Origin of the sequence: Streptomyces exfoliatus, from assembly GCF_000725545.1 — a bacterium.
Lineage (GTDB): Bacteria > Actinomycetota > Actinomycetes > Streptomycetales > Streptomycetaceae > Streptomyces > Streptomyces exfoliatus.
In genome coordinates this window covers 14244-40470 of record NZ_JNZP01000002.1, presented here as the reverse complement: position 1 = coordinate 40470, position 26227 = coordinate 14244, and the positions used below count along the sequence as shown (strand labels likewise).

Here is a 26227-nt window from a genome sequence, read left to right as displayed (position 1 = left end):
TCAGTGCTCCTTGACCAGGGCCGCGTACGCGCCCCCCGCGGCGACGAGCTGTTCGTGGCGCCCGCGTTCGACGACCGTGCCCCGGTCGAGGACGACGATCTCGTCGCTGTCGCGCACGGTGCTCAGCCGGTGGGCGATGACCACGCAGGCGCAGCCGCGCCGCCGCAGGTTGTCGATGACGATCTGTTCGGTCGCCGCGTCGAGGGCGCTGGTCACCTCGTCGAGGATCAGGACGCTGGGGCGGCGCACCAGGGCGCGGGCGATCTCCAGGCGCTGGCGCTGGCCGCCGGAGAAGTTGCGGCCGTCCTGCTCGACGCGGCTGCGGATGCCGCCGGGGCGGCGGGCGACCACGTCGTACACGGCGGCGTCCTGGAGGGCGGCGACGACCGCCTCGTCCGGCACGGAGGGGTCCCAGAGCGCCACGTTGTCGCGGACGGTGCCCTCGAAGAGGAAGACGTCCTGGTCGACGAAGGAGACGGAGGCCGCGAGGGCGCTGCGCGGGATGTCCTCCAGGCGCATCCCGTCGATGCGGATCGCGCCCTCCCACGGCGTGTAGAGGCCGGACATCAGCCGCGAGACGGTGGACTTGCCGCTGCCGGAGCCGCCGACCAGGGCGACCTGCTGCCCGGGGCCGACGGTGAGCCGGAAGTCCTTGAGCAGGGGGGCGTCCAGGGGGCTGTATCCGAAGGTGACGCCCTCCAGTTCGACGTGCCCGGTGAGCCGGCGGGTCGGGGCGTGCGGGGCGCGCCGGGTGTGGACCGGGTCGACGGGGAAGTCCTCGACGTCCCTGAGGCGGGCGACGTCGGCGGCGAAGTCCTGGACGCGGCCCGCCACGCCGTTGAGCCGGGTGATCGGTGCCGTGAAGCCGGTCACGAGGGCCTGGAAGGCGACGAGCAGTCCGACGGTGAGGTGCCCCTCCACGGCCCGCAGGCCGCCGATCGTGAGGATCAGCGCGCTGTTGAGCGCGGCGAGGGTGGGCGCGACGACCGCCAGCCAGGCGCTGGGCACGCCGAGCCGCTGCTGCACGTCGAGGGTGGTGGCGTGCTGTCCGGCCCAGCGACGGAAGAAGCCGTCCTCGCCGCCCGTGGCCTTCATCGTCTCGATGAGCTGGAGCCCGCTGTACGCGGTGTTGGTCAGCCGGGCGCTCTCGGCGCGCAGCCTCTGCGTACCGGTGGCCCGCAGGTGGATGACGACGCGCAGGGCGAGGAGGTTGAGCAGGGCGATGAGCACGCCGACGACGGTGAGCTGCGGGTCGTACGTCCACAGCAGTACCGCGTAGAGCAGCACGACGACGGCGTCGACGGCCGCGGCGGCCAGGTCGCGGGCGAGGGTCTCGGCGACGGCGTCGTTGGACTGGAGACGCTGGACGAGGTCCGCGGGGCTGCGCTGGGCGTAGAAGGCGAGCGGGAGCCGCAGCAGATGCCGCAGGAAGCGGGCGCTGCCCAGGGTGGAGGCGATGATGCGCCCGCGCAGCAGATTGGCCTGCTGGAGGGCGGTGAGGGTGGCGGTGAGGACGAGGGTGGTCGCCATCGCCGCGAAGACCACGCCGAGCAGGGACGTCTGGTTCCCGATGAGGAACATGTCGATGTACGTACGGCTCAGGGCCGGCACCCAGGCGCCGGCGGCCACCAGGAGCAGGCTGGCGACGACCGCCGCGGCCATGGTGCCGGAGGTGCCGCGCAGCCGGGCGGGCAGGGCGGCGAGGACGCCCGGCCGGCTGCCGCCGCGGCGGAAGGTGGGGCCGGGTTCGAAGGTGAGCACGATGCCGGTGAAGCTGGTGTCGAACTGGTCCATGGGGACGAACCGGCGGCCGCTGCCCGGGTCGTTGACGTACACGCCGGGACGCCCGAAGCGGCGGCCCATGCCCTCGTAGACGACGTAGTGGTTGAACTCCCAGAACAGGACGGCAGGCCCCGCCACCCCGGCGAGCGCGGCGACATCCATCTGCATGCCCTTGGCCTGGAGGCCGTAACCACGGGCGGCCTTCAGGAGGTTGCCGGCCCTGGATCCGTCGCGGGAGACGCCGCAGGCGATGCGGAGCTCCTCCAGCGGGACGAAGCGGCCGTGGTGGCCGAGCACCATGGCGAGGGCGGCGGCGCCGCACTCGACCGCCTCCATCTGGAGCACGGTGGGGGTACGGACGGTCCGGGGCCGACGGCCCTCGGCCGCCTTGGGTCCCTTGGTTCCCCCGGCTCCCCTGGGGACGGGCGTACGGCGTCGGGGACCGGCGGCGGGCGGGAGCCTGCGCGAGGACGGTCGGGCCCGGGTCGACGCCCTGGGCCGCGCGCTCACGGGAGCAGCCAGTCGACGGGGCGCTGCGCGGCGAGGTGGACGGCGCCGGTGACGGGCGTACGGGAGGCGGGGGCGTGCGGGGGGCCGTCCGCCGAGGACCAGACGTATCCGGAGGCGGTCGCGGGGGAGCGGTCCAGGGTCACGAGGACCGCGACCGGGTCGCCCTGCCGGGAGAAGCGTGCGGCGAGTCCCGCGTCGCCGAGGAAGGAGCCGAGCTGGGCCGCCGACTGGGGGGTGCGGCCGACGGAGGCGACCCGGCCGACGAGCACGCCGAACCGGTCGCGCGGGACGGACTGGACGCCGAGGTCGACCCGGGAGCCCACGCGTACCGTCGCGGCGGAGTCACCCGGCAGGTACAGGACGGCCACCAGGGGGGCGTCCGGATCGGTCACGCGCTCGACGGCCGCCACGTCGGCGCCCGTGGTGAGGACGGAACCCAGCCGCGCGTGCAGGGTGGTGACGCGTCCGCCGGCGACGGCCCGGACGGGACGGTCGCCCCGGTCCGTGCGGACGGTCAGCACGGGGGCGCCCGGGGCGACGGCCCGGCCCTCTTCGGTGAGGACCTCCGTGACCTGTCCGGAGACGGGGCTCTGGAGCAGATAGGTGCCCTCGGCGTGGGTGAGGAGGCCGGGGGCGGTCAGCTTGGACGTCACCGTGCCGGTGAGGGCCCAGACGCCGGCGGCGGCCATGACGATGACGGTGACGGCGAGCACGAGGCGGCCCTGGGGGCGCGCGAAACGCACGGGCACGTCGAGTTCTTCGGGCGCTTGCAGCTTGGAAAGCGCATTGCGGCGGAACTGCACGGACTATTCCTTCGGCTGCATTCTGTCGCCTGGTGTCGCATTCTTCGCGGGCGTCTTTTTGAGCGGTCGGGATCAGGGGCGGCCGTGAACCCCGGAACCGGGGTGGTTCCGGGGTTCACGGATTACCTGCGGCTCAGATACCGGCGAGGCCGGTGATGCCCGCGGTGTTCACCGAGACACCGGTGATGCCGGAGGCCAGGCCGGGGACGCCGGCGGCGATGCCCTCGACGCCCTGGACCGTCTGGAGGGAGCCGACGGTGCCGAGCAGGTTGGTGACGTCGCTGGTCAGAGCGCCGGCGAGGCCGCCGGAGACGGTGACGAGACCGCCGGAGACCGCGTCGAGGTCGGCGTCGGAGATCTCAACGGTCTCAAGGTCGTGACGCATGATGCGCACCCTTCGTTCATGGGGGGAATCCGTCTTCTGCGGCCGCAGCGGGTTTGATCCAATCACGCGAACGGTTGACCCGACTAATTCGGTTGACGCTCCTGCTCTGGCGTTTCTGCACCTCGGGAAGCGGTCGTGCGTCCAATTTCACCGAATGCCGACAGCTTCTCCTCGGATCCGAGTAACAGATTCGGCCACCCCGCCACGTCGGGGGAACTTAAAGGGACAGAAGGGTGCTGTCCGGGCGGGCCGTTCCCCGCCGGTGTCGGGGAACGGTGAAGGCGCCGCCCCTCCACACGCACACGTTGTGCAGGTTTCCGGGAGGAAGGGGCGTGTGGTCACCCCGGGAGTGCCGGTGCCCTACAGACCGGGGCCGTTGTACGCGCCGCGGTGCGGTTTCACGGTCGCGGACACGGGGTTGGCCCAGTAGTCGCGGCCTCCGTTGCCGCTGATCACGGAGCCGTTGCCGAGGGCGGGGGAGGTGGCGCGCAGCTTGTAGCCGTCGACGGAGTGGATCGTGTCGCCGCCCGTGCCGGGGTTCAGGAAGTGCGGGTCCCCGACGATGCCGTTGGCGGTCGGGCGCGGCACGCCCTGGAAGACGTTCCACAGCCACTGGACGCCGGGGTCGGTGGGCAGCCGGGAGTCGGTGGTGCCCACCCAGATGTTGTTCTCGACGACGCTCTCGTCGGGAAGTGTGATGCTGAACTTCCTGTCGGTGCAGTAGAAGACGTTGTTGTACATGTGCAGCGCGGAGCGGCCGGCGCTGACGCTGCTCATGCGGCAGTCGTTCTCGGAGATGTTGTAGCGGATGATCTGCTTGGCGCCGCCGATGGTGCCGCACCCGTCGCAGTCGAGGAAGAAGCCGCCGATGTTGTCGCGGCTGAAGTTGTACTGGATCGTGCAGGTGCCGGTGTTGCCCCAGTCGCAGTCGAAGGCCTGGCTGTCGGCCACCGACATCCGCGTGATGCCGTACACGGCGTTCTTCTGGATGGTCGGGTTGTGGTCGCCGAGCACCCAGATGCCGGCGAAGTTGCCTCCGGAGAAGGGGTACACGCCGTTGCCGACGCCCGACGCGTTGTTGTACTGGATCATGGGGGCGTCGGCGTAGCTGGCGATGATGCCGTCACCGCCGACGTCCTTGATGACGTTGTGCTCGATCAGGACGCCGGAGCCCTTGACGGCCATGGCGCCGACGCGGATCTTGAGGCCGCCGCCGCCCGTGTTGCTGATCTGGTTGTGATGGACCTTGATGTCGTGGAGGGTCGAGTTCGTGCCGCTCGCACCCGTGACGACGCCGGCGGACTGGACGAAGTCCTCGGTGGTGGGGCTGTTCTTGTTCGTCTGGCCGGCCACCCGGTCGACGACGAGATGCCCGATGTCGAAACCGCGGTGCGCTGTGCCGTCGGTGGCCGAGATCCGCAGACCGGTACGACGGGCGAGAGTGGCGGACGGGTTGGTCAGCTTGAGGCCGCTGACCCGCCAGTGGTCCTGGTTGGTGAAGGAGACGGCGTCGGCGGCCCCGCCACCGTCGATCACGGGCAGGGCCCCGGTGCCGTAGGCGGTGAGGGTGACGGGGGCGGTGACGGTGCCGCTGCCCCGCGGCGCGAGGGAGCCCGTGCAGGTGGTGCCGGACGCGAGGGCGAGCGTGTCGCCGGGGCCGTACGTCCTCGCGTTGGCCTGGCCGATGCTGTTGAACGGCGATGCCTGGCTGCCGTCACCGGCGGCCGGCCGTGAGCAGTCCACGTACGTGGTGCTGCCCGCGGCCGAGGCGGGGACGGCGGCGAGGGCGCCGGTCCCGCTGAGGACGAGACCGGCGACGAGGAGCCAACGGCCCACCGCCTGACGGCCTGTGAACGCTCCGATGGTCATGACGTACCACCCTTCTGACGGTCTGCTGCCGCCAGAAGCTAGGTGCGGCCGATGATCGAGTCAACGCACCTTTGTCGATTGATCGAATTTCGATCAAGATCTGGGTGTTTCGTCGACTTGCGTCTCAGGAAGTCGTCTCCGGGCGGGAGTACGTCCGGCCCTTCCACGCCGCCCCGCCGCCCCGGTGGTGCCGCACCGCCGAGTCCACCGTCATCAGGAGATAGAGGAACGCGGTGAAGGGCAGCAGGGGAGCGAGCCACAGCGGCTGCCGGTAGTAACGGAGCATCGGCCCGTACGTCCCCGCCATCACCGCCCACGCCGCACCACCCGCCCAGGCCGCCACCGCGTCCCCGCCGAGCACACCCGCCACCGTGGCCACCGGCGGCACCAGATAGACGAGCGCCAGACCCGCCACCGTCCCCACGAGCAGCAACGGACTGTGCCGCAGCTGCGCGTACGCGCTGCGGGCGACCATCCGCCACAGCTCCCCGAGCCCCGGGTACGGGCGCACACTGTCGACCCGCTCCGCCAGCCCCAGCCAGATCCGCCCGCCGGCCCGCCGCACCGCCCGCGCCATCGACACGTCGTCGATCACCGCCTGCCGGATCGCGTCCGGCACGTCGGCCGCCACCGCCGTCTCCGTCCGCAGCAGCACACAACCGCCCGCGGCGGCCGTCGCCAGGGGCCGCGCCCGGTTGATCCACCGGAAGGGATACAGCTGCGCGAAGAAGTAGACGAACGCCGGCACGACCAGGCGCTCCCACAGGCTCTCCACCCGCAGCCGGGCCATCTGCGACACCAGGTCCAGATCGTTCGCCACCGCCGCCGACACCAGGAGCCGCAGGCTGTCCGGCTCATGGGCGATGTCCGCGTCCGTCAGGAGCAGGAACTCGGGTCCACGCGCGCGTGCGAGCGCCATGCCGCGCCGCAGCGCCCACAGCTTCCCGGTCCAGCCCGGCTCCGGCTCACCCGGCGACACCACGGTCAGCGGCAGGCCCCCGTACCGTCCGGCGAGGTCGGCGGCGAGTCGCCCCGTGCCGTCCGTACTTCCGTCGTCCGCGAGGATCACCTCCGCGACCCCCGGATACTCCTGGGCGAGCAGCGACGGCAGGCTCAGCGGCAGCACCTCGGCCTCGTCCCGCGCGGGAACGACGACGATCACGTACGGCCACGGATACGGCCCGCCGGAGCCGGCGACCTCGCCGGCCTCCCCGCGCGCGCGGCCGCGCGCGGTCGGTGGCAGCCGCTGGTCCGTACGCCAGAAGAAGCCCTGGCCCAGGGCCAGCCACCCCCAGACGGCGAGGGAACCGAGCGCGAACCAGGCAAGGGTGCTCATTCGCGGCAGTCTGCCCCAGATCGCGGGGCTCGCAAGGCTCATCGGCTAGGGTGACCGGGTGAAGATCGCGCTCATGGACTCCGGAATCGGCCTCCTCCCGGCAGCGGCCGCGGTGCGGCGGCTCCGGCCGGACGCGGATCTCCTCCTCTCCAACGACCCCGACGGCATGCCCTGGGGACCCCGTACCCCCGAGGACCTGACGCAGCGCGCCCTCGCCGTCGCGCTCGCCGCCGCCGAGCACCGCCCGCAGGCGCTGATCGTGGCCTGCAACACCGCCACCGTGCACGCCCTGCCCGCGCTGCGCGCCGCGCTGGAACCGGACATCGCCGTCATCGGCACCGTGCCCGCGATCAAGCCCGCCGCCGCGGGCGGCGGCAAGATCGCCATCTGGGCCACCCCGGCCACCACCGGCAGCGCCTATCAGCGCGGACTCATCCGCGACTTCGCCGACGGCGCCGAGGTCACCGAGGTGCCCTGCCCGGGGCTCGCGGACGCCGTCGAGCACGCCGATCCGGCGGCCGTGGACCGGGCCGTCGCCGCCGCGGCGGCGCTCACCCCCCGGGACGTCCGCACCGTCGTCCTCGGCTGCACCCACTACGAACTGGTCGAGGAGCGCATCCTCGCCGCCCTCGAAGCCCGCGGCAGGGCCGGACTGCCCCCGCTCGTCTTCCACGGCTCCGCGGACGCCGTCGCCGCGCAGGCGCTGCGCCGACTCGGCGCCGAGCCCGCCCCCGACGCCGACCCCACCGGCGGCCTCTCCGTCCTGCTGAGCGGACGCCCCGGCCCGCTGCCCGCCACCGCCCTCGGCTATGCCGAAGGCCGGACCCTCGGGGCGGTCGCCTCCGCTCACTGAGCGTGCACGGAGGACACGCTCGCCGAGCGCGAGCGGGAGTTTCGCTCACGGAGCGTGCTCGGAAGGCTTCGTTCCGGCGCGCTGTCGCAGCCGATCCTGGGTAGTCTTACCCTATGAGGCAGCACGCCCGGACCCCGCACGCCGACGACGGGACACCCGCCGTCTGGACCGGCCGCGCCACCAACCGTTTCCAGTGGGTGGCGGCCCTCGCCGGTGCGGCCTGCATGGCCCTCGGCATCACCATCGCCGTGGCCTCGGCCTGGACCTCCGGCATCCTCGCCCTGCTGATGGCCGTGATCGGCTGCGTCGCCGCCGGACTGCTCGTCCTCTTCGGCACGCTCGCGTTCGTCCACGTGGCCGTGAAGGTCGACGACCGCGCCATGGAGGTCCGCTGCGGCCACATCGGCGTGCCGCGCCGCCGCATCCTCCTCTCCCACATCGTCGGCGCGGACTTCGCGCCGAGCGTCACCCCGCGCCACTGGGGCGGCTGGGGCTACCGCTGGCGCCCCGAGAAGGGCACGGCCGTGATCGTCCGGCGGGGCGAGGGCCTGGTGCTGCGCCTCGGCGACGGACGTACGTTCACGGTCACCGTCGACGACGCCGAATCCGCGGTCCGCGTCATCCGGGACCACCTCCGCCACCCGGCCCCACCGGCCCCGCCGACACCGACGGGCGTCTGACCCCGCCCAGGCCATACCGGCATCCCGGCCCGCGGGGACGGACGGCGGGGACCACAGGGACGCCCCGTAGACTCCGCAAGGTGAGCGCCACCATCACCCCCGTCGACGCGTCCGGAACCGACCCCGCACCCACACCGGGTTCCCGGCTGCTGCGGTTCGTGAGGCCCGGGGCGGCTCTGCTGTCCGGGTTCCTGCTCTACCTGAGCTTCCCGCCGCGCCCCCTGTGGTGGCTCGCGCTGCCCGCCTTCGCCCTGCTCGGCTGGGTCCTGCGGGGCCGCCGTCTCCGCGCCGGGTTCGGCCTCGGGTACCTCGCCGGGCTCGGCTTCCTCCTGCCGCTCCTCGTCTGGACCGGCGAGGAGGTCGGCGCCGGACCGTGGCTCGCCCTCGCGGCCCTGGAAGCGCTCTTCGTCGCCGTCGCGGGCCTCGGCATCGCGGCCGTCTCCCGGCTCCCGGCGTGGCCCGTCCTCGCCGCCGCCGTGTGGATCCTCGCGGAGGCGGCACGCGCGCGCGTGCCCTTCGGCGGCTTCCCCTGGGGCAAGATCGCCTTCGGGCAGGCGGACGGTGTCTTCCTGCCGCTCGCCGCCGTCGGCGGTACGCCGGTGCTCGGCTTCGCCGTCGCCCTCTGCGGATTCGGCCTGTACGAGGCCTACCGGCGCTTCCGGGCCTACCGCGCCACCGGCGCCGTCCCCCGCGGCCCGGTCGCCGTCGCCGCGGTCTCCGTACTCCTCCCCGTCGCCGGCGCCCTCGCCGCGCTGCCTCTCGTCGACGACTCGGCCGAGGACGGCACCGCCACCGTCGCCGCCGTCCAGGGCAACGTGCCCCGCCTCGGCCTCGACTTCAACGCCCAGCGCCGGGCCGTCCTCGACAACCATGTCGCCCGCACCCGCGAGCTCGCCGCGGACGTCGAGGCGGGCCGCGCGCCGCAGCCCGACTTCGTACTGTGGCCCGAGAACTCCTCGGACATCGACCCGTACGCGAACGCCGACGCGGCCGACGTCATCGACGGAGCCGTCCGGGCGATCGGCGTACCGACCGTGATCGGCGCGGTCGTCGCCCCCGAGACCGGCAAGCTCCGCAACACCCTCATCGAATGGGACCCGGAGCGCGGCCCGGTCGCCACGTACGACAAGCGGCACGTCCAGCCGTTCGGCGAGTACATCCCCATGCGGTCCCTCGTGCGCGTCTTCAACAGCAACGTCGACCGGGTGAGCCGGGACTTCGGCGCCGGCACGAAGGTCGGCGTCTTCGACCTGGCCGGCACCAAGGTGGGCCTCGCCACCTGCTACGAGGCGGCCTTCGACTGGGCCGTGCGCGACACCGTCACCCACGGCGCCCAGCTGATCACCGTCCCCAGCAACAACGCCACCTTCGGCCGCACCGAGATGACCTACCAGCAGCTCGCGATGTCCCGGGTGCGGGCCGTCGAGCACAGCCGGTCCGTGGTCGTGCCCGTCACCAGCGGGGTCAGCGCGGTCATCCGCCCCGACGGCGAGATCGTCGCCCAGACGAAGATGTTCACCCCCGACGTCCTGGTCGAGGAGGTGCCGCTGCGCTCCTCGCTGACCCCGGCGACCCGGATGGGCACGCTGCCCGAGGCCCTGCTCGTGGCGCTCGCCGCCGCCGGTCTCGGCTGGTCGGCGTTCCGCTCCGTACGGGCCCGGCGCGGCGGCCGCACCGAGTGACGCGCCCCGGGGCCCGATCGGCCGACGACCGGGCCCCGGACCGAGTGACGCGCCTCGGGGCCCGATCGGCCGACGACCGGGCCGGGGCCCGCACGGCCGGTCCCACGGCCCGATCCGTCGACGATCCGATGACCTAGGGTCGGTCCATGGCTACCCCTGACTTCATCCAGGCCCTGCGCGCGACCGCGGGCCATCAGCTCCTCTTCCTCCCCGGAGTGAGCGCCGTCGTCTTCGACGACGAGGGCCGGGTGCTGCTCGGCCGGCGGGCCGACAACGGACGGTGGGCGATCGTCGGCGGCATCGTCGAACCCGGCGAGCAGCCCGCCGACTGCGCGGTGCGCGAGGTGTACGAGGAGACCGCGGTGCGCTGCGAGGTCGAGCGGATCGTGCTCGTCGAGACCCTCAGCAAGCCCGTCGTCTATCCCAACGGCGACGAGTGCCAGTTCATGGACGTGACGTTCCGCTGCCGCGCGGTGGGCGGCGAGGCACGCGTCAACGACGACGAGTCCACCGACGTCCGCTGGTTCGACGTGGACGACCTGCCGGACATGAAGCGCTTCTCGTACCTGCGGATCGAGAAGGCCATGGCCGACGCACCCACATGGTTCCGCACCACAGTGGCCAGCTGAACTATGGCCCCGGCGCACATCGGTGAGGGAAGAGGCCCTTCATAGGGTGCGGAGCATGAGCGCCTCCCTCACCGCCCACGGTGCCGCTACCGGTACCGGTACCGGATCCGTCTCCGCCGAACCCCGGCCCCGTGCTGTCGTCCTCGACCTCACCGGCCGCACCGCGCTCGTCACCGGCGCGGCCGGCGGCATCGGGCGCGCCTGCGCGCTGCGGCTCGCCGCCTCAGGAGCCCGGGTCAGAGCCGTCGACCGCGCCGCCGAGGGCCTGGAGACCCTCGCCGAGGAGGCCGCGGCGCTCCCCGGAATCCTCGAACCCCGGCTCCTCGACCTCACCGACCTCGACGCCGCGGAGGCCGCCGCCGCGGGCGCGGACATCCTCGTCAACAACGCGGGACTCCAGCTGGTCCGCCCCATCGAGGAGTTCCCGCCGGACGTCTTCCACACCGTCCTCACCGTGATGCTGGAGGCACCCTTCCGGCTCATCCGGGGCGCCCTGCCGCACATGTACGCCCAGGGCTGGGGGCGGATCGTCAACCTCTCCTCCGTCCACGGCCTGCGCGCCTCCCCGTTCAAGTCCGCGTACGTGGCCGCCAAGCACGGCCTGGAGGGCCTCTCCAAGACCGCCGCCCTCGAAGGCGCCCCGCACGGGGTCACCTCCAACTGCGTCAACCCCGGCTATGTCCGCACCCCGCTCGTCGAACGGCAGATCGCGGACCAGGCCACCGCCCACGGCATCCCCCCTGAGCGGGTCCTCTCCGAGGTCCTGCTGAAGGACTCGGCGCTCAAGCGCCTCATCGAACCGGAGGAGGTCGCCGAGGCCGTCCTCTATCTCTGCACCGACCACGCCTCGTTCATCACCGGCACCTCCCTCACCCTCGACGGCGGCTGGACCGCCCACTGAAGGATGTCCCTGTGAAGGTTGTCCACAGGGGTGGTGCGACCACACGTTCGGCAGGTATCCCTGTGTCCATGTCCCACGAACACGTCTCCTACCTGGAACTCCTCGCCCGGGGAGCAGCCACGGAGGCATACGACAGGCCCGTGCTGCTCGCCCGTGCGAGCGGCGCGGGCCCCGAGGCGCTGGCCGAGCTCGAAGAGGCCAAGCAGCTCGCCCTGCGCGTCCGGGCCGAGCTGGAGGGGCGGCGGCGCCGCGAGGCGGAGCTGTCCGCGCTCTTCGCCACCGCCCACGACCTCGCGGGACTCCGTGACCTCGACGCGGTGCTGCGCGCCATCGTCCAGCGCGCCCGCTCCCTCCTCGGCACCGAGGTCGCCTATCTGAGCCTCAACGACCCCGCCGCGGGAGACACGTACATGCGGGTCACCGAGGGCTCGGTCTCCGCGCGGTTCCAGCAGCTCAGACTGGGCATGGGGGAGGGACTCGGCGGCCTCGTCGCCCAGACCGCCCGCCCGTACGTCACCGACGACTACTTCGACGACGCGCGCTTCCAGCACACCAGGACCATCGACACGGCCGTACGGGACGAGGGCCTCGTCGCCATCCTCGGCGTCCCGCTCAGCCTCGGCAGCCAGGTCATCGGCGTCCTCTTCGCCGCCGACCGCAGGGCCAGGGTCTTCGAACGCGAACAGGTCGCGCTGCTCGGCTCCTTCGCCGCGCACGCCGCCGTGGCCATCGACACGGCCAACCTCCTCGCCGAGACCCGCTCCGCCCTCGCCGAGCTGGAGCGCGCCAACGACATCATCCGCGAGCACAGCGGCGTCATCGAACGGGCCTCCGAGGTCCACGACCGGCTCTCCGAACTCGTCCTGCACGGCGGCGGCGTCCACGACGTGGCCGACGCCGTCTCCGAAGTCCTCGGTGGCACGGTTGAGTTCAGCGACGAGGGCGCCGGAGCCGCCCGCCGCGCCGGGGGCCACGCGGTCCGCGAGGGCGACGACTGGGTGGCCGCCGTCTCCGCCGGCGGGGAGAGCCTCGGGGCCCTCGTCCTCCACGGGCAGCCCGACCTCGACCCGGTCGACCAGCGCACCCTGGAGCGGGCCGCCCTCGTCACCTCCCTCCTGCTGCTCGCCCGCCGTTCCGCGGGCGAGGCCGAGCAGCGGGTGCGGGGCGAGCTCCTCGACGACCTCCTCGACGCCCCCGACCGGGACCGCCGCCTGCTCAAGGAGCGCGCGGCCCGGCTCCGTACCGACAGCGAAGCCCCGCACGTCGTGCTCGCCGCCCGCGTCGACCGGGCCGGCGGCACGGCCGGCCCCGACGCGGGCGGCCGTGAGAGTGCCGACCGTCAGCGCCTGTGGTCGGCCGCCACCCACCTGGCCGCCACCCGCCACGGACTGGCCTCGGCACGCGACGGCGGTACGGTCCTGCTGTTGCCGCTCGGCCCCGGCGAGAGCGCCGCCGAGCTGGCCCGCCAGACCGCGCGGAGCCTCGGCGGCACCCTGCGCGAACCGGTCACGGTCGGCGCCTCCGCCCCCGTACGGGCACCCCTCGACCGGCCGGACCAGGTGGCCGGCGCGTACCAGGAGGCCCGCCGCTGCCTCGACGCGCTCCTGCTCCTGCACCGCTCGGGCCAGGGCGCGGCGGCCGAGGACCTCGGCTTCCTCGGCCTCCTCCTCGCCGACGGCCGGGACATCGACGGCTTCGTCAACCGGACGATAGGCCAGGTCGTCTCCTACGACCGGCGCCGCGGCACCGACCTGGTCCGCACCCTGGACGCCTACTTCGCGAGCGGCATGAGCCCGGCCCGTACCAAGGACGAACTCCACGTCCACGTCAACACGGTGGCCCAGCGCCTGGAACGCGTCGGGCGGCTCCTGGGCCCCGACTGGCAGTCCCCGTCCCGCGCCCTGGAGATCCAGCTGGCGCTGCGCCTGCACGCGCTCTCGGACGCCGTCACCGGAAAGTGAGACACCCGGGGTCAGACGTCGGCGCGGACCCGGGAGTCGGCGGGGGTCCGCTCCTCGATCTCCCCGAGGTCCCGGTCGCGGGTCTCCCGGGCGCACGCGATGGCGACGACGGTGAGCAGCGCGGCGGCGATCACGTAGAGGGCGATGGGCGTCGAGTCGCCGTAGTCGTTGAGGAGGGCCGTCGCGATGAGCGGAGCCGGCGCGCCGGCGGCCACGGAGGAGAACTGGGCGCCGATGGAAGCGCCGGAGTACCGCATCCGGGTCGCGAACATCTCGGAGAAGAAGGCGGCCTGCGGCGCGTACATCGCCCCGTGGAACACGAGGCCGACGGTGACCGCGAGCAGCAGGCTGCCGAAGGTGCCGCGGTCGATGAGGGCGAAGAACGGGAACATCCAGGCGCCGACACCGACCGCGCCGATCAGGTACACGGGACGGCGGCCGAGGCGGTCGGAGAGCGCGCCCCAGAGCGGGATGACCGCGAAGTGGACCGCGGAGGCGATGAGTACGGCGTTGAGGGCGGTCTGCTTGGACAGGCCGACCTGGGTGGTCGCGTACACGAGGATGAACGCGGTGATCACGTAGTACGAGATGTTCTCCGCCATGCGGGCGCCCATGGCGATCAGCACGTCCCGCCAGTGGTGCTTCAGGACGGCGACCAGCGGCATCTTCTCGACCTGCCCGGCGACGGCCTTGCGCTCCTCGGCGGCGGCGAGGGCCGCCTTGAAGACGGGCGACTCGTCGACCGACAGCCGGATCCAGAGGCCGACGATCACCAGGACGCCGGAGAGCAGGAAGGGAACGCGCCAGCCCCAGGAGACGAAGGCGGCGTCCGAGAGCAGCGCGGTCAGCGCGGAGAGCACACCGGTAGCGAGCAGCTGCCCGGCCGGCGCGCCGGTCTGCGGCCACGAGGCCCAGAACCCGCGCCGCTTCGCGTCCCCGTGCTCGGAAACGAGCAGGACGGCCCCGCCCCACTCACCACCGAGCGCGAAGCCCTGCACGAGCCGCAGCACGGTCAGCAGCACGGGAGCGGCGGACCCGATCGTCGCGTGCGTCGGGAGCAGACCGATCGCGAACGTCGCCCCACCCATCAGCAGCAGGCTCAGGACCAGCAGCTTCTTCCGCCCGAGCCGGTCCCCGTAGTGCCCGAACACCAGCGCCCCGAGGGGCCGTGCGGCGAACCCGACCGCGTAGGTCAGGAAGGACAGCAGGGTCCCGACGAGCGGATCCGAGTCGGGAAAGAACAGCTTGTTGAACACGAGCGCCGCGGCGGACCCGTACAGGAAGAAGTCGTACCACTCGATGGTGGTCCCGATGAGACTGGCGGCGACGATCTTCTTGAGGGAGTTGGGTGGCGTCGGGGAGGGTGTTGCGGCGGCCATGTGCACCACTTCCAGGCAGGTACGGGGACGTTTCGGTGTCGCCATACCGTAGGAAGCCGCAGGTCAGGGGCGTATGTGGTGGGACACCATAGTTCGGCTGGGTCGTGTGCCCCTGGCCTCCATGGCCTGCTGTCGCGACCCTGCCGAAGGCGTGCGAGGGGCCTGGATCGGGGCTGTCCGGATTGCACTGATCGAGCCCGTTTTGGTGGCGCGCCGCTGACCCCCGTGCTGACTGAAATCCCATGTCAGCACCACCTTCCGACCTCTCCCGTGCTGACTCGGTGCCGACTAACCAGCGTTGAACTCCGACATCTGCGACAGACCGGGTTCCGATGGATGCGCCAAGGTCGGTCGTAGATTGCGATCTTCCATGTGGGGCGCCGGCCCTTCTTCGTCTGCTGGTGATACAGCCGGGACATCCTTCTGAGCAGCGAGAATGACGGACGGCGCGTCCATTGGGGTGCTGGACCGTGTATGGACCAGAGCTCGGGACCGCGCACGTGAGCGCGTCACCCCCGCACACGGGGCGGGCCCCCGGCCGGGGCGGGCCGGCCGGGGGGGGCGAAGGGGCGGTCTCAGATGAGGGTGTTGACCGTCACCTGCGTGAGGGCGGTGTTGGACACCTGGTAGCGGCCGCCGAGGGACTGCGCCATCAGGTCGTGGCCGGTGTCGTCGAAGTTGAGGTTGACGATCTCGTCGACGCCGTCCCCGTCGAAGTCGGCTGTGACGTACTCACGGGCGCCGCCGTAGTTGTTCTTGCCGACCTGGTTCGGGTAGTTCGGGCCGCCAGGACGGCCGGGTCCCACAGGTACGTCCCCGCCTGGCTGCCGCCGATCAGCAGGCGCCGGCCGCCGGGGCCGGTGACGAAGCCGCCGGACTCCACCGTCGGGACGGTGAAGACCTGCCGGTAGGCGCCGTCGGCGCCGAAGGCGCGGAACGAAGCGGTGCCGGCCACGAGCAGGCCCTCCTCGCCGGTGAAGTAGTTGCCGTGCGTCAAGAGGCCGCCGGTCAGCTTCTGGAGCAGCACCTCGCCCGTGCGCCCGTCGCGGATCTCCACGACCGTGCGCATGCCCATGGTGCTTCCGGTGCCGACGGGGGCCCTGGTGAGCCAGGTGTGGGCGACCGCGTGCCCGTCGGCGTACGGGATCCGGTGGGCAGGGCGTTGACGCGGTTGTCGAGCGTCGTGCGCGCGCCGTCCGCGAGGGCGTAGGCGACGATCTCGTACCGCACGCCGTCGGTCGCGTCGGCCTGCTCCACCGCGACGAGCCGGCCGCGCGAGGCGTCGAGATGGAGCTGGCGGCCGTAGAGCGTGCTCTCCGTCTGCCAGCCGACGGTGCCGTCGGCGGCGGAGAGCACCACCGTGTGGCCCTTCCCCGGCGCCGTGGCGGTCTTGTTGACGCTCCAGGAGGCGGCGACGCGTCCGTCGCCGAGAGCCTCCAGGGCGCCCCAGCCGGCCCTGCCGGTGGCCTTCGTGTCGTACGTCCAAGTGGAGGCTTCGGCGAGGACCCCGTCGGCGTACGAGAAGCGCACACCGGTCAGCTTCAGGGTGGAGCCGGCCGGGCTGTTGCGGTTGAGGTAGGGGGCGTTCGCTCTCAGCCGCCAGGAGTTCGGCACCGCCCAGGCCGCGTTCTTCAGCCTGTTCTCGCTCTCCGCGCTCGGCGTGTCGTTACTGACGCCTCCAAGGCTGGTACGAGGTCGCCTGCCCCTACCACCCCCGGACACCGGGGGTAGGGGAGCGGACCTCCCGAGACGCTAGGAGGAGGTCGTTACTGGACCATTACTGGCCGGCGACGCCTCTGTGGGTTGGCCAAGCCGGTGGGGCCCTCGAGGACGCAGTCGTGCCATACCCGTTGCCCCAGAGAACCCGCAGAGACGTGTGCGGAAGGCCACGTACCTTTCGGGGCGTTAGGCCGTTAGGGGTGTCGCGGACGCATTCGGCGTCCCGTCAGGAAGGATGCTCCATGTCCACGAAGCGCGTTACCCGTCGTCTGCTGGTGCTGTCGGCCACGGCGGCTGCCTGCACCGGCGCCTTGAGCGTTCCGGCCGCGGCGAGCACGAACGTTCTGGCGGTCGGAAATGCCGCCTACGACACCACGATGATCAACAAAGACCATGACGTCACGGCGGTTGGTGAGACCGCTTACAGCAGCGGGCTGGGGAACGGTCTCGTCCAGCTGCCGGTGGACCACCCCGCCAACCGCGGTGGTGGTGGCAGCCTGCTCTTCTCGGATCGTGCGCTCAAGACCGAGGTCACCGCGGTGGTATGGGAGCGATGAGCGGCTGGCGGTTGAGGGCAACCCTGGCCAGGATGTGGATGCCGACCCGTGTCAGGAGGCGTCTGCGGCAGGATGCCTCCGCGGCCGGCCTGGCGTCGGGGGCCGTTTCGGGGGCGGTGTGCGGCAGCGATCCGGTCAACGGCTACCAGGTGCTGGAACAGGTGGTACGGCTGCCGGTCAGCACGTGGCGGTATCACTGGGACCCTCCGCACGTACGCCACCTGGGACCCATGGCGCAGGACTGGTGGAAAGCGTTCGGGGTGGGTGAGAACGACAGGACGATCTGCTGTACCGACGCCAACGGGGTGGCCATCGTCGCAATCCAGACACTGCACCGGGAGCTGACCGAGCTACGGGGCGAAATCGCGGCCCTGCGAGCCCAGAGTTCGCCGCACACCACCCTGGCAGGCCCGGAGCGGCCAGCTTGGGAAGAAGGTAGCCCGGAAGGCGATGAGCCGACGTCAGGTGTGCCGGCTCGACAAGCGACCGGGCTCTGAGACGTGATGGAGCGACATGTTGGCCAAGAACCCCACGGACCAACTACGGCGCTGCCCAGCGGGTGGCCGGACATGCAGATGACGCCCGAGCAGGGGGTCCCTGCCCGCCTTGACCTGCAGGGAGGTGCACCCGGTGGCGTGCTGCTGCCGCTCCACTGGGGCACCTTCAGGCTGGCATTGCATGCGTGGGCGGAGCCGGGGGAGTGGACGAGGGACGCGGCCGAGGAGGCCTGCCAGGTGGTGGCGCTCCCGCGGCTCGGTGAGCCTTTCGAGCCTGCGGGGAAGCTGCCTGGTGAGTCGTGGTAGGGGCTGTGTCCCGTCCGATCGCGCGCCCGTGGCGCCGCCCCCGGCGTGCCGAGGCGGCTTCCCAGCGGACGCGTTTCTGACGCGCTGCTTCGATCTCGTCGAGACGTCTGCGTTCGGCGGCTTCGCCGCGAAGCGTGATCTCCTGCACGATCTCGGCGAGCTGGTCTTCGAGGGAGCGTGCGGGGGTGCCGGCGCATTCGCTCGCCCGGTGCGGCCGGCCGCCGCTGAGGACGAAGCGGAGGCGTTCGGACGGGGTGTGGTCCAAGCGGGGGATCCTGATCCAGGAGCCCGCGTGAGCCGCGAGGGAACAGGGACGGGTTCGAGGGCCGCCAGGCGCCAGGAGGGGATGTCGACGAGCTTGATCTCGTACCCACCACGGCACCGGCCCCCGTACTGCTCCTTCGTCTCCGGATCCTTCCGGATCTGCGCGCCGCGGCGGGTACCCGGCGAGCAGGGCCCGGACGGTCGCGCCGCGCTGGCGGCCCGTGAAACCGTTCAACCGAACCGACCGTGGTCCCCGCCGATGCCTACTGCGTACCGAGCTCTTTGAGCATCTGCTGTTGGTGGCGATGACCGATCGTCTCGTAGCCGATCACGGTGACGAAGGGCGCGAGCATGACCACGAGCAGACACACCGCGATGGCCACGCCGGCGGCGGCCAGGAGGACTGCCGTGAGCAGTACGGCGATGGTGAGGGCGATCAGAAGGATGTGGAAGCGGTCTGCCGTGGACAGCAGCAGGGTGTGCAGGAGGTAGACCATCAGCAGGTAGAGGCCGACGGGGAGAGCGAGGGCGAGGACGACGGCGGTGCCGGAGATCTTGGCGTGGTGTTCCATGTACAGGCCTGCCACGTGCAGCCCGGCGCCGGCGCCGGCGACGCCGATGAACAGGGGGATGTGGCCGTAGCCGAAGAGGTATCCGCGGCTGCGGCGGTGCACCAGGATGTCGCCGAACGGCGTCAGGAAGTACATCCACCACATGCCGAAGGTCAGGCCGACACCGGCGATGACGACGGCGATGGCGTTCCAGGTCCAGTGTGTGCCGTCCCCGCCTCCCAGGAGGTCTCCGGACGAGGCGACCGTACCGACGACGCCCTCGCCGAGGACGATGATCGCGAAGAGTCCGTATCGTTCGGCGACGTGGTGCGGGTGCCAGGGGGTGCCACCCGCGGAGCCCTGTGTGAGCACCGGCAGGACGATTTCGAGGGCGCCCAGGATGCCGAACGCGACGAAGACGACGGCGATCGGCATGTGGACGAAGGCCACGACGATCCAACCGGCCTGGACGATCACCGTCCAGCGGATGTTGGCCATGCCCACGTCGTGGAACGACGGGGACTGGCGGGCGGCACGCCACCACTGGAGCACCATCGCGATCCGCATCACGACGTAGCCGATGACCATGGCACGCGGTTCGAGGTGACCGCCCTCCTCGACGGAGTGGAACATCGCGGGCAGGCCGAGCGAGAACACGACGACGCCGATCATCTGCAGCATCGTCACGGTCCGGTAGAGCCAGTCGTCGGTGGCGAACGCGGAGGCGAACCAGCTGAAGCTGATCCAGGCGATGCTGATCGCGAACATCGCCAGGACGAACGCGATGACCGCCTGGCCGGCATGCCCCTCGGCGACCATCTCGGCGAACTGGAACGCCGCCGTACCGACGGCGACCACGAAGGTCAGGTCGAACAGCAGCTCCAGCGGCGAGGCGGTCCGCCCGTGCTCTTCCGGGTCACGTCCGGTCATGGGAACCAGCCGTCGCGACAGACCGAACTTGCCGGTGGGCGGGGAATCATTCATGTGCAGCAGTATTTCTGGCGCTGTCCCTGCCCGCCCGGCAGCTCTGCCGACGCAGAGTTCTCCGGCGACAACGGCGAAACCCCGTGCCCGCCCGATCCCCAGCAGCATCGCGGGCTGCGGCCATTCGGGCAGCGGTCTGTCCTGGACGTACCTCTGTGCTCGGTCCCTGACGTGCTCGTCGGGGTCTACGCACCAGAGATCATGATCAACGGCTTGGCGTTGACCGCTGTACCGATGTTCCCCGAGGCCGGAGGACAGCACGGGGGTCGGGGGCAGCGCCCGCACGGCCGAGCGCAGATGCTCGGCCGCCTGGCCTGGGTGCGGCGCGGGAGCTGGGCCGCACCGCACCCAGCCCGCTCAGCTGGGCGTCAGGTAGCCGAGGATGACCATCTCCAGTCCCGCCGCACCCAGGAAGGCCGCGCCGCCGGCCGCGAGGGCGACGAGCTTCGAGGCGCCGTAGCGCGACACCACGAGCCCCACGATGAAGGGGTGCCAGTAGGAGCCGTGTCACCAGCCGCAAACGGCGGTGATCTTGCCCGGTGTCCCTCGTGCGGGTGAGCCCGAGCCCGTACGGCTGTGGTGTCGCACAAGGAGCACAGGCCCGAGCAGGTGCGGGTGGAGTTGCCGGCGCGCTGCCGCGTCGGGAGTCTCGGGCCTCCCACACCGGGGCGGTGCGACCGGATCATGCACGGAACGCATGGTCCCAGGCAGCTACACGCTCTGGGTCAGCAGACCGGCGTCGATGACCTCAGCGATCAGGGTGGCGCCGCGGCTGTTCTGGTGGATGTGGTCGGTCGTGAACACGAGGCCTCGGCGCCGCGAGATCGTGTCGAGGCCGCGGCGCAGCACTGCGTGCTGGACGAGGACGCCGACGACCGCCGCGGGCGTCACCTCCCGGTATGGAATCGGCGGCGGGTCCGCTCGGCGCAGTTCCTCGATCTGGCGTTCGTGGAGCGGAAGGTAGGCCACCTCGTCGGTGGCGGCGACCTCGGCGATCATCCGGCTGTACGTCTGCGATGCCTGGGCCGCCGCTCCGTCGAGTTGTTGGCCGAGCACCGGGAGCGACAGCAGACCGATCGTCGCGTCGGTCTCCGCTCGCAGCCGTGCGACGACGGCCCCCAGGCACTGCTGGAACCATCCGGCTGACGGGCGCTCGGGGAGCTGTTTGCGCTTCATGGCCTGCTCGACGGGGTAGCCGGCGAGGCTCGCTCGGGCGTCGTTGGTCCCGATCAACACGGTGATGACGTCGGGTGGGTTCGTGACGACGGCATCGAGGCGCTGCAGGAGGTTGTAGGCGAAGTCGCCGTTGGCGCCGAAGCGGGCAAGCCGCACGTCACCGGGCGGGTGGCGTCGCCCGAGAAGATCCAGGTAGTCGACGCTGAACTGCGCGCGGGTGAGGCTGTCGCCGAGGCACGCGACGCGTGTCGTCACGGCGTTTCCTCCGGGCCGGGCGTGCCGACGCGTTCGGTCGGGCGGGTGTCGGTCCGAGGACGGTGGTCGGTGCCGAGGCTCGCGGTGATGGCCAGGATGGACGTCGGCCCCTCCATGTCGACCACGTGCCACACCCCGGCCGGGTTGATGGTGGCCTCGCCCGGCCCGAGCAGAACGCGGTCGAGCACCCCGTCCACGTCGCGGGTGACCGTCACGGACCCGCTGAGGCAAACGACCAGTTCGTCGCCTGCGGGGTGGCTCTCCCAGTGGTCGCCGGGCCCGTCCCCGTCGAAGATCATCACCATCCGGCCCTCGGCGCCGTCCGCCGCGACCGCGGCGCTGTAGGCCTGGAGCACCTCCGGGTCCCAGGCGAAGCCCTCGACGGGTTTCGCTCGCGATCCCAGTCCGAGGTGCACGGGGGTGGTCCGCAGGTCCATGGCGTCGCGTTCGTGGTTGACGAGTCTCATGCCGACGATCGTCCACGACAGCGATCGGGCGGTCTTGAAGAAATGGGAACGGAAGCCGACGCGACACAGCCGGTCGGCGGCTACCCGTTCACGAGGAGGACTTCCCCGCGCCGCCAGGCCGTCGGCGATCGGCCCGTGAACTCGCGCCAGTCCCGCACGAGATGGGCCTGGTCGGCGTAGCCGGAGACGGTTGCCACATCGGCCCACGGGAGCGGGTCCTGCGTCGCCGCCAGTTCGTGCGCGTGCTCGAAGCGCAGGACGCGGGCGAAGGTCTTCGGCGACAGGCCCACCTCACCGCGAAACCGCTCGGTGAGGTACCGACGGCTCCAGCCGAGTTCCGCGGCGACCGCACCGACCTGGACACACCCCCGCGCGGCGACGAGACGGCGCCACGCCTCGGCCACCTCGGGGCGCACCCGGCACACACGGCCGCCGCAGGCGCCACGGCCGACAGCCCGGAGGAGCAATTCGTCCAGCGCGGCGAACCGCGCCGCCCATGTCGTCGCCGATCGGAGCCGGTCGACCAGCTCGACGCCAAGCGCTCCGAGGAGCTCGTCAAGTGGGACCAGGCGGTGGGCGAGCTCGGCGGCGGGCATGCCGTAGATGGCCCGGGCCCCGAGCGGGGTCAGCGAAACCTGCACACCTTGCTGGCGTCCGTCGTGGTGGACCGCGACGGACCGGCACATCAGACCGCCGGCCACGCTGCTGAAGCGGGCGACCGGTGACCCGTCGTCAACGCCCGCCGCCACCTCCAGAGGACCTGACAGGCTGATCACCGCAGTGAGCGCGCGACTCGGCGGGCCGCAGTGCACCCCCGCCGGGAGCCCGCGGAGGTCGAAACCGACATACGAGTCGACGTACTGCCGCAAGGCGGGCGCCGGACGTGCACCGATCCCGGTGGCCGTGTGGTCCTCCATTTTCGTCAGTGTACGAGCCGCCCAGTCCAGCAAGATCACCATCCCAGGACTGATCACCGCCGTTTGCGGCTGGTGACGCGGTTCTTACCGGTACCCGGTAGTCCTGAGCGTCGACGCCAGGAAGCGCTCCCGTGTCTGCTGGACCTTGCCGAAACGGCGCTTGCGGCCCTCCATCCTCGGCACCACCAGCACGTCGGTCGCCCCCCCCGCGACGACCGCCGAGACGACCGCGGACGGGAACTGTGGTCGTGGACGGCCGCCCCGATGCCGCCTGGGTGCGCGCCCCGGGGTTTCGCCCCGGGGCCTGCTGCTGTTCCGCGGCCCGGAACAGGAGCAGCAGCGAGGTGTCGAAGTCGCCCATCGTCAGCCCGTCGCGCAGGCGGCCGGCTCAGGCGCGCAGCGCGGGGTCGGCCAGATTACCCACGTTCGGCCGGACCGTGCGGTGGGCGGTGACGAGGTGCCGGACCATCAGGTCGATGTAGGGGCCGTCGGGGTCCCTGCCCATGGCGTCGCCGCTCGCGGCGCGGGCCCCGACGTCGACGGACAGGGTGTGCAGGTTCCCGGCGGCAGGACGGCCGAGCGCGGCGAGTGCGCTGGAGTCCAGGCCGCCCGACAGCAGCATGCAGACGGGGACGTCCGCCGCCAGCTGCCCCCGCACGGCCTGCCCGAGCAGCCCTCGCGCTCGCTCCACCGTGGTGGGCAGGTCGTCGCGGTGCTCGGCCGGCGGCAACGACCAGTAGCGCTGCCTGGATTCGCCTTCGGAGGAGACGACCACGGTCGTACCGGGGGGCACCTCGCGCAGTCCGGCGAAGGCGCTGCGTCCGGGAGTCTTGATCATCGGGTGCGCGGTGAGCAGCAGCGCTGATCTGCCCCATGCTGGACCACCGCAACGACACCCCCTCCAGCCACCGGATGGCGAGGCAGAGCTTCTGGAACCGCAGTGCCCGGTGCCCGGTGCCCGGTGCCCGGTGCTCGGGGGCCGAAGGCCGACGCGTCCCACGCGTCTTCGACCCGCCCCGGGCTCAGGCGTCGCCGTCCGTCGGCGTCGAGGCCGACGGATGACGACGCTCAGTGACCTGGGCGAGCAGGAGCACGGTGTCGTCGGTCGGGCCGGCCGGCAGCAGGTGCGTGAGGATGCTGTCCGCCGTCTCTTCCAACGTACCCGCAACACCCGCCAGTTGGGTGCGGAGTGCTCCGATGCCCTCGTCGATGTCCTTGCCGCGAGACTCGATGAGGCCGTCGGTGTAGAGGGCCAGGATGTCTCCCTCCTGGAGTGCGATCTCGTGCGTGCCGAAGGGGAAGCCGCCGACACCGAGGGGAACCCCCGGCACGTTGTCGATGATCTTCACCGAGCCGTTCGGTGCGCGTACGAGGGGTGGGGGATGGCCGGCGTTCGCGATGTGGGCGCGGCCCGTCGCGGGGTCGTAGTGGATGTAGAGGCAGGTCGCCAGCTCGATGCCCGCTTCCTGGACGCAGGCGTCGAGTTCCATGAGGAGGTCGTCGGGTTCCAGGTTCTGGCGGGCCAGCGCCTTGGCGGTGATCCGTAGCCGGCCCATCGCCGCGGCCGCCGGTACACCATGTCCCATGACGTCGCCGACCACGAGGGCCACCCGGCCGCCCGGCAGGTCGATCACGTCGTACCAGTCGCCCCCGACCTCCGTGAGGTGGCTGCCGGGGAGGTAGCGGTGAGCGATGCGCAGGGACGGGCTGGTCGCCAGGTTGGTGGGGAGCAGCGCGCGCTGGAGGGTGAGCGCGATCTCCTGGACCTGGCTGTAGAGGCGGGCGTTGTCCAGGCACAGGGCGGCGCGCGAGGCGAGTTCGCCGGCCAGGCTGAGGTCCTGCTCGGTGAAGGCTGGGCGGGCGGCGGAGCGGCCGAACATGGTGATTCCCTGGACGGTGCCCCGGGCGATGAGGGGAGCGATGAGGATGCAGGTCAGGCCGCTGTCGATCAGCAGCTGGGCCCGGGCCTGGTGGATGACGGTCCGTGTCATGAACTCGTCGTTCACGGGGACGCAGACGGGCAGGCCCGTTCTCAGTGTCTCGTGGATCGTGGATCCCGGGGGATACGTCACGCGTTCCAGCCCGCCGACGAGTTCGGGGGCCGGAGGCGGAAGGCTGGTGCCGGATGCGATGCGTCGCGTGACCAGGGGGAGGTCCGGGTCGAACACCTCGGGTTCGTCCATCCACTCCACGACTTCCACGACGGAGGCGTCGGCGAACTCCGGAACGGCCGCTTCGACCAGCTCACGGGCGGTGACGTCCACGTCCAGTGTGGTGCCGATCCGGGCCGCGGCTCGGTCCAGCAGAGCCAGCCGCTGCCGTCCGGCCGTCGCTTCCACGATGGCCTGCTCGCGATCGGTGACGTCCACGAGGAGACCGCCCAATCCCGGCCGCGTATCGCCCGCCTGGCTCAACGGGAAGAAGCTCACCGAGCGCACCTGGTCCCGGTCGGGACGGCCCGGCGTGCGCAGGACGACCAGCGCGCTCACGACGGGCTGCCCCCCGTCGGCGACGGCGTGCAGCATGCGCTGGTACTCGCCTCCGTCGGACGTGATCATGAAATCTTCCATACGGCGTCCGATGTGGTTCTCGATCGGGATTCCGTCCATGTCGGCGAGGGCCTGGTTGAGGTGGACGTAGCGCAGGTTCTCGTCGAGCATGACGAGGCCGATCGGGCACGTCTCGAAGAGCGCGTCGAGGAAGGAGAGGTTGGTCTTCACCCGGTCGAGTTCGTCGCCCCTGCTGGCCAGGCCGATGATGACGGTGCGGCCTTGGCGGCCTGTAACAGGGAAGACCCGGAATCCGCAGTCGAAGACCGTTCCGTCCTGGTGCAGGGCAGGCATTCTTACTCGCCAGTAGCCCAGGGTGCGACCACGTTCCGCGAGCCGTTCTGCCGCACTGGTCCCGTCCACGGGGGCGGCGGGAAACAGGGTCGCGGCGGGCTTGGCAAGAACGTCCCCGGCCTTGTATCCGAAGAGTCTCTGCGCGCCAGGTCCCCAGTAGCAGATCCGGTCCTCGTCATCCATCCCGAGCACGGCGACGGCCACGTGCTCCAGCAAGGTTCCCGGCTCCGACCAGAGCGGCCCCTGAGCCTGCACTTCTCCCGCTGGATTCTCTGACACCAGATGCCCTTTCAGGCGCACATGTGGAAGCCGGGCACGCCACTCGTCGGCGGACGGGAACCTCACGTCAATTCTGCTCGCCGTCCGAGGTTCGGACATCACGACGACACCAGGTGGGGTGTGCGCTGTGCCTCAGTGCGCCACTCGCCACGGCCGCCGCACTCGCCGTCCAGGGTCCCGTGGTCGCGGCCGGGGCGGCAGTGGCTACTGGCCGGCCGGAGACCGGGACCAGGGTCTCTCTTTCGGATCACGTCGGGGTGGGGCAGCCCCGCGAGGTGCGTACGGACCTCGCGGATCTGCGGCGCGTGCAGCTCGTCCGTGCTCACTTTGAGGCGCCGCGGTCGGGGTCGTGGAGGAGGACGGTCTCACCGCAGGAGTCGTCACGAGCCGGGGCCGATCGGCTTGCGTATGTCGTCGCGGATCTCGTGGGTCTCCGGCGCCGCCCGTTCGAGGGTGAAGGTGGGGCCGAACGTCACCACGGCCCTGGTGCTGGGGTCTCCCCACGCGCAGAGGGTCTGCTTGGTCGTCGCCTCGCAGCGGAAGTCCACGTCCGCGCCCGGGACGCGTTTCGCTCCCCGAGGCGACGACCCCAGCTGAAGACGTCCCACACCGTGACGGCGGGCACATGCCGCACGGCGGGCT

General features: G+C 71.6%; 23 protein-coding genes and 1 pseudogene. 9 read left to right on the top strand and 15 right to left on the bottom strand.

Annotation, left to right across the window (positions count from 1 at the left end; translation table 11 throughout):
* The 5 genes from IO20_RS0103340 to IO20_RS0103320 form a co-directional block, all read right to left on the bottom strand.
* Complete coding sequence (locus IO20_RS0103340) at nt 1–2304, bottom strand: NHLP family bacteriocin export ABC transporter peptidase/permease/ATPase subunit (RefSeq protein ID WP_397790766.1); 2304 nt, start codon at nt 2302–2304, stop codon at nt 1–3.
* On the bottom strand, nt 2289–3095 hold the full coding sequence (locus IO20_RS0103335; RefSeq protein WP_030546314.1) for an HlyD family efflux transporter periplasmic adaptor subunit: 807 nt from the start codon (nt 3093–3095) through the stop codon (nt 2289–2291). Before IO20_RS0103335 ends, IO20_RS0103340 begins: the two co-directional genes overlap by 16 nt.
* 133 nt (nt 3096–3228) lie before the next feature.
* Nucleotides 3229–3480 (bottom strand): hypothetical protein, encoded by a 252-nt coding sequence (locus tag IO20_RS0103330; protein WP_030213131.1) that lies wholly within the window; start codon nt 3478–3480, stop codon nt 3229–3231.
* Nucleotides 3481–3840: 360 nt separating this feature from the next.
* Nucleotides 3841–5349: a right-handed parallel beta-helix repeat-containing protein gene (locus tag IO20_RS0103325; RefSeq protein WP_030546316.1), complete on the bottom strand. Its 1509-nt coding sequence runs from the start codon at nt 5347–5349 to the stop codon at nt 3841–3843.
* Nucleotides 5350–5473: 124 nt separating this feature from the next.
* Entirely contained in the window at nt 5474–6685 is a 1212-nt protein-coding gene (locus IO20_RS0103320) for a glycosyltransferase (RefSeq protein ID WP_030546318.1), read from the bottom strand.
* 58 nt (nt 6686–6743) lie between these two features.
* On the opposite strand from IO20_RS0103320, the gene IO20_RS0103315 reads away from it, so the two are divergent.
* The 6 genes from IO20_RS0103315 (at nt 6744) to IO20_RS0103290 (ending at nt 13391) form a co-directional block, all read left to right on the top strand.
* Complete coding sequence (locus IO20_RS0103315) at nt 6744–7538, top strand: glutamate racemase (RefSeq protein ID WP_030546320.1); 795 nt, start codon at nt 6744–6746, stop codon at nt 7536–7538.
* A 113-nt stretch (nt 7539–7651) separates the two neighbouring features.
* Entirely contained in the window at nt 7652–8218 is a 567-nt protein-coding gene (locus IO20_RS0103310; protein WP_030546322.1) for a hypothetical protein, read from the top strand.
* A gap of 80 nt (nt 8219–8298) precedes the next feature.
* Entirely contained in the window at nt 8299–9900 is a 1602-nt protein-coding gene (gene lnt, locus IO20_RS0103305) for an apolipoprotein N-acyltransferase (RefSeq protein ID WP_030546324.1), read from the top strand.
* A gap of 146 nt (nt 9901–10046) precedes the next feature.
* Entirely contained in the window at nt 10047–10529 is a 483-nt protein-coding gene (locus IO20_RS0103300) for an NUDIX hydrolase (protein ID WP_030546326.1), read from the top strand.
* 55 nt (nt 10530–10584) lie between these two features.
* Nucleotides 10585–11430 carry a 3-hydroxybutyrate dehydrogenase gene (locus tag IO20_RS0103295; protein WP_030546328.1) on the top strand — a complete coding sequence of 282 codons (846 nt, stop codon included), beginning with the start codon at nt 10585–10587 and terminating at the stop codon, nt 11428–11430.
* Between the two features lie 68 nt (nt 11431–11498).
* Nucleotides 11499–13391: a helix-turn-helix domain-containing protein gene (locus IO20_RS0103290; protein WP_031126781.1), complete on the top strand. Its 1893-nt coding sequence runs from the start codon at nt 11499–11501 to the stop codon at nt 13389–13391.
* An 11-nt stretch (nt 13392–13402) separates the two neighbouring features.
* Here the strand turns inward: IO20_RS0103290 and IO20_RS0103285 are convergent, their stop codons facing one another.
* From IO20_RS0103285 to IO20_RS0103275, 3 genes are all read right to left on the bottom strand, one after another.
* Nucleotides 13403–14770, bottom strand: coding sequence for an MFS transporter (locus tag IO20_RS0103285; protein WP_030546332.1), 1368 nt, complete (start codon nt 14768–14770; stop codon nt 13403–13405).
* A 575-nt stretch (nt 14771–15345) separates the two neighbouring features.
* On the bottom strand, nt 15346–15576 hold the full coding sequence (locus IO20_RS0103280; protein WP_030546334.1) for a hypothetical protein: 231 nt from the start codon (nt 15574–15576) through the stop codon (nt 15346–15348).
* Nucleotides 15577–15778: 202 nt separating this feature from the next.
* Nucleotides 15779–16384, bottom strand: a complete 606-nt coding sequence (locus tag IO20_RS0103275) for a hypothetical protein (protein ID WP_030546336.1) — start codon at nt 16382–16384, stop codon at nt 15779–15781.
* Between the two features lie 347 nt (nt 16385–16731).
* Between IO20_RS0103275 and IO20_RS0103270 the strand changes: the two genes are divergently transcribed.
* The 3 genes and pseudogenes from IO20_RS0103270 to IO20_RS41145 form a co-directional block, all read left to right on the top strand.
* On the top strand, nt 16732–17046 hold the full coding sequence (locus IO20_RS0103270; RefSeq protein WP_030546338.1) for a hypothetical protein: 315 nt from the start codon (nt 16732–16734) through the stop codon (nt 17044–17046).
* Nucleotides 17047–17084: 38 nt separating this feature from the next.
* Nucleotides 17085–17543, top strand: a complete 459-nt coding sequence (locus IO20_RS0103265; RefSeq protein WP_157850722.1) for a tail fiber domain-containing protein — start codon at nt 17085–17087, stop codon at nt 17541–17543.
* Nucleotides 17544–17576: 33 nt separating this feature from the next.
* Nucleotides 17577–17929: pseudogene (locus IO20_RS41145) on the top strand (MBL fold metallo-hydrolase); the annotation flags it as partial.
* Nucleotides 17930–18376: 447 nt separating this feature from the next.
* On the opposite strand, the gene IO20_RS0103255 reads toward IO20_RS41145, so the two are convergent.
* From IO20_RS0103255 to IO20_RS40205, 7 genes are all read right to left on the bottom strand, one after another.
* The gene (locus IO20_RS0103255; protein ID WP_030546344.1) at nt 18377–19648 is read right to left on the bottom strand and encodes a low temperature requirement protein A; all 1272 of its coding nucleotides are present in this window, start codon (nt 19646–19648) and stop codon (nt 18377–18379) included.
* 711 nt (nt 19649–20359) lie between these two features.
* A complete protein-coding gene (locus IO20_RS0103245; protein ID WP_030546346.1) occupies nt 20360–21079 on the bottom strand; it encodes an SGNH/GDSL hydrolase family protein in 720 nt (239 codons plus the stop codon).
* Entirely contained in the window at nt 21076–21546 is a 471-nt protein-coding gene (locus tag IO20_RS0103240) for a cupin domain-containing protein (RefSeq protein WP_030546348.1), read from the bottom strand. The genes IO20_RS0103245 and IO20_RS0103240 overlap by 4 nt, the downstream gene beginning before the upstream one ends.
* 80 nt (nt 21547–21626) lie before the next feature.
* Nucleotides 21627–22463, bottom strand: coding sequence for an AraC family transcriptional regulator (locus tag IO20_RS0103235; RefSeq protein WP_030546350.1), 837 nt, complete (start codon nt 22461–22463; stop codon nt 21627–21629).
* 388 nt (nt 22464–22851) lie between these two features.
* Complete coding sequence (locus IO20_RS0103225; protein ID WP_030546352.1) at nt 22852–23301, bottom strand: asparagine synthase-related protein; 450 nt, start codon at nt 23299–23301, stop codon at nt 22852–22854.
* A gap of 184 nt (nt 23302–23485) precedes the next feature.
* On the bottom strand, nt 23486–25522 hold the full coding sequence (locus IO20_RS0103220; RefSeq protein ID WP_245684853.1) for a SpoIIE family protein phosphatase: 2037 nt from the start codon (nt 25520–25522) through the stop codon (nt 23486–23488).
* Nucleotides 25523–25965: 443 nt separating this feature from the next.
* The gene (locus IO20_RS40205) at nt 25966–26133 is read right to left on the bottom strand and encodes a hypothetical protein (RefSeq protein ID WP_157850721.1); all 168 of its coding nucleotides are present in this window, start codon (nt 26131–26133) and stop codon (nt 25966–25968) included.
* Nucleotides 26134–26227: the final 94 nt, after the last annotated feature.